3 protein-coding genes are annotated in these 2439 nt (G+C 57.8%); all 3 read left to right on the forward strand.

What is annotated here, in order from left to right; translation table 11 throughout:
* The first annotated feature begins 92 nt into the window (after positions 1-92).
* Genes tnpA through tnpC form a run of 3 tightly spaced genes read left to right on the forward strand, consistent with a single transcriptional unit; the run spans position 93 to position 2402 of the window.
* Positions 93-470, forward strand: coding sequence for an IS66-like element accessory protein TnpA (gene tnpA / locus AS136_RS25870; RefSeq protein ID WP_004118218.1), 378 nt, complete (start codon positions 93-95; stop codon positions 468-470).
* On the forward strand, positions 467-814 hold the full coding sequence (tnpB, locus tag AS136_RS25875; protein WP_004114612.1) for an IS66 family insertion sequence element accessory protein TnpB: 348 nt from the start codon (positions 467-469) through the stop codon (positions 812-814). Before tnpA ends, tnpB begins: the two co-directional genes overlap by 4 nt.
* Before the next feature lie 49 nt (positions 815-863).
* On the forward strand, positions 864-2402 hold the full coding sequence (gene tnpC / locus AS136_RS25880; protein WP_004181747.1) for an IS66 family transposase: 1539 nt from the start codon (positions 864-866) through the stop codon (positions 2400-2402).
* The last annotated feature ends 37 nt before the right edge of the window (positions 2403-2439 follow it).

Genomic DNA, 2439 nt, shown 5'->3' on the forward strand with positions numbered 1-2439 from the left:
GTAAGCGTACAGCATGAACCGTCTGGTCATAATCTGAAGCATCCGACAAAGTGGTGTCCACCAAATAAGTAGTGGGAACCAAAGTGTCAGATATGCAGAAAAATATGACTCCCGGCAGGCGTAAAGGCTGCCCTAATTATTCTCCTGAGTTTAAACAGCAACTCGTTGCTGCCTCCTGCGAACCCGGGATATCCATCTCAAAACTGGCGCTTGAAAATGGCATTAATGCCAATCTGCTCTTTAAATGGCGCCAGCAGTGGCGCGAGGGAAAGCTGCTATTACCTTCCTCTGAGAGTCCTCAGTTACTTCCTGTGACTCTCGATGCCACCGCCGTACAACCAGAACCGCCCGCTGAGGACTCAGAGCTCAGCATCAGCTGTGAGGTAACGTTCCGGCACGGGACACTCCGCCTCAACGGCACTGTCAGCGAAAAGCTTCTGACTCTGCTGATACAGGAACTGAAGCGATGATCCCGCTACCAACAGGCACCAAAATCTGGCTGGTTGCCGGTATTACCGATATGAGAAACGGCTTCAACGGGCTGGCTGCAAAAGTGCAGACGGCGCTGAAAGACGAACCAATGTCCGGCCATGTCTTCATCTTCCGGGGCCGCAGCGGCAGTCAGGTTAAACTTCTGTGGTCCACCGGCGACGGGCTGTGCCTGCTGACCAAACGGCTGGAGCGCGGGCGCTTCGCCTGGCCGTCAGCTCGCGATGGCAAAGTGTTCCTGACCCCGGCGCAGCTGGCAATGCTGCTGGAAGGCATCGACTGGCGACAGCCGAAGCGGTTGCTGACCTCCCTGACCATGCTGTAGGCTTCTTTATCCTGGTTGTCGCAGAATAAGCCTGGTAAAATGCTGGCTTATGAATGACATCTCTTCTGACGACATCCTTCTGCTGAAACAGCGCCTTGCCGAACAGGAAGCGCTGAACCGTGCCCTGCTGGAAAAGCTGGCAGACCGGGAGCGCGAAATAGACCATCTGCAGGCGCAGCTGGATAAACTTCGCCGGATGAACTTCGGCAGCCGTTCTGAAAAAGTCTCCCGCCGTATCGCACAAATGGAAGCCGATCTGAACCGGCTTCAGAAAGAGAGCGATACGCTGACCGGTCGGGTGGATGACCCGGCAGTACAGCGCACTCTGCGTCAGACCCGCACCCGCAAACCGTTCCCCGAATCACTCCCCCGCGATGAAAAACGCCTGCGGCCAGCGGGTTCCTGCTGCCCGGAGTGTGGTGGTGCGCTGAGTTACCTGGGTGAGGATGCCGCTGAACAGCTGGAGCTGATGCGCAGCGCCTTCCGGGTGATCCGGACTGTACGGGAAAAACATGCCTGCACAAAATGTGATGCCATCGTGCAGGCCCCCGCGCCTTCGCGCCCCATTGAGCGGGGTATCGCCGGACCGGGGCTGATGGCCCGCGTGCTGACCTCAAAGTATGCAGAGCACACACCGCTGTATCGTCAGTCTGAAATATACGGTCGCCAGGGCGTGGAACTGAGCCGTTCACTGCTGTCGGGCTGGGTGGATGCATGCTGCCGGCTGCTGTCCCCGCTGGAGGAGGCGCTTCAGGACTATGTCCTGACTGACGGTAAACTCCATGCCGATGATACCCCGGTCCAGGTGCTGTTGCCGGGCAATAAGAAGACGAAGACCGGGCGGTTGTGGACGTATGTTCGTGATGACCGCAACGCCGGGTCAGCGCTGGCACCGGCGGTGTGGTTCGCCTACAGCCCCGACAGAAAAGGCATCCATCCGCAGACCCATCTTGCGGGGTTCAGCGGTGTGCTACAGGCGGATGCGTACGCCGGGTTCAACGAGCTGTACCGCGATGGCCGGATAACGGAAGCCGCCTGCTGGGCTCACGCCCGCCGTAAAATCCACGATGTGCACGTTCGCACGCCGTCAGCCCTGACGGAGGAAGCCCTGAAGTGTATCGGCGAACTGTATGCCGTGGAGGCGGAAATAAGAGGAATGCTGGCGGAACAACGGCTTGCTGAACGTCAGCGGAAAACGAAACCGCTGCTTAGTACCCTGGAAAGCTGGTTGCGTGAAAAAATGAAAACTCTGTCGCGACACTCGGAGCTGGCAAAGGCGTTCACGTACACCCTGAACCAGTGGCCGGCCCTGACGTACTATGCAGAAAACGGCTGGGCCGAAGCCGATAATAACATCGCTGAAAATGCGCTGCGGATGGTCAGTCTGGGTCGTAAAAACTGGTTGTTCTTCGGCTCAGACCACGGTGGTGAGCGGGGAGCGTTGCTGTACAGTCTGATCGGGACGTGCAAACTGAACGGCGTGGATCCAGAAAGCTACCTTCGCCATGTCCTTGACGTCATAGCTGACTGGCCGGTCAACCGGGTCAGCGAGCTGCTACCCTGGCGCATCACACTGCCAACTGAATAACACATCCCCGTCAATACGGTTCTCGCTGTACGCTTAC

Origin of the sequence: Klebsiella sp. D5A (genome assembly GCF_001620885.1) — a bacterium.
Classification (GTDB): domain Bacteria; phylum Pseudomonadota; class Gammaproteobacteria; order Enterobacterales; family Enterobacteriaceae; genus Klebsiella; species Klebsiella variicola.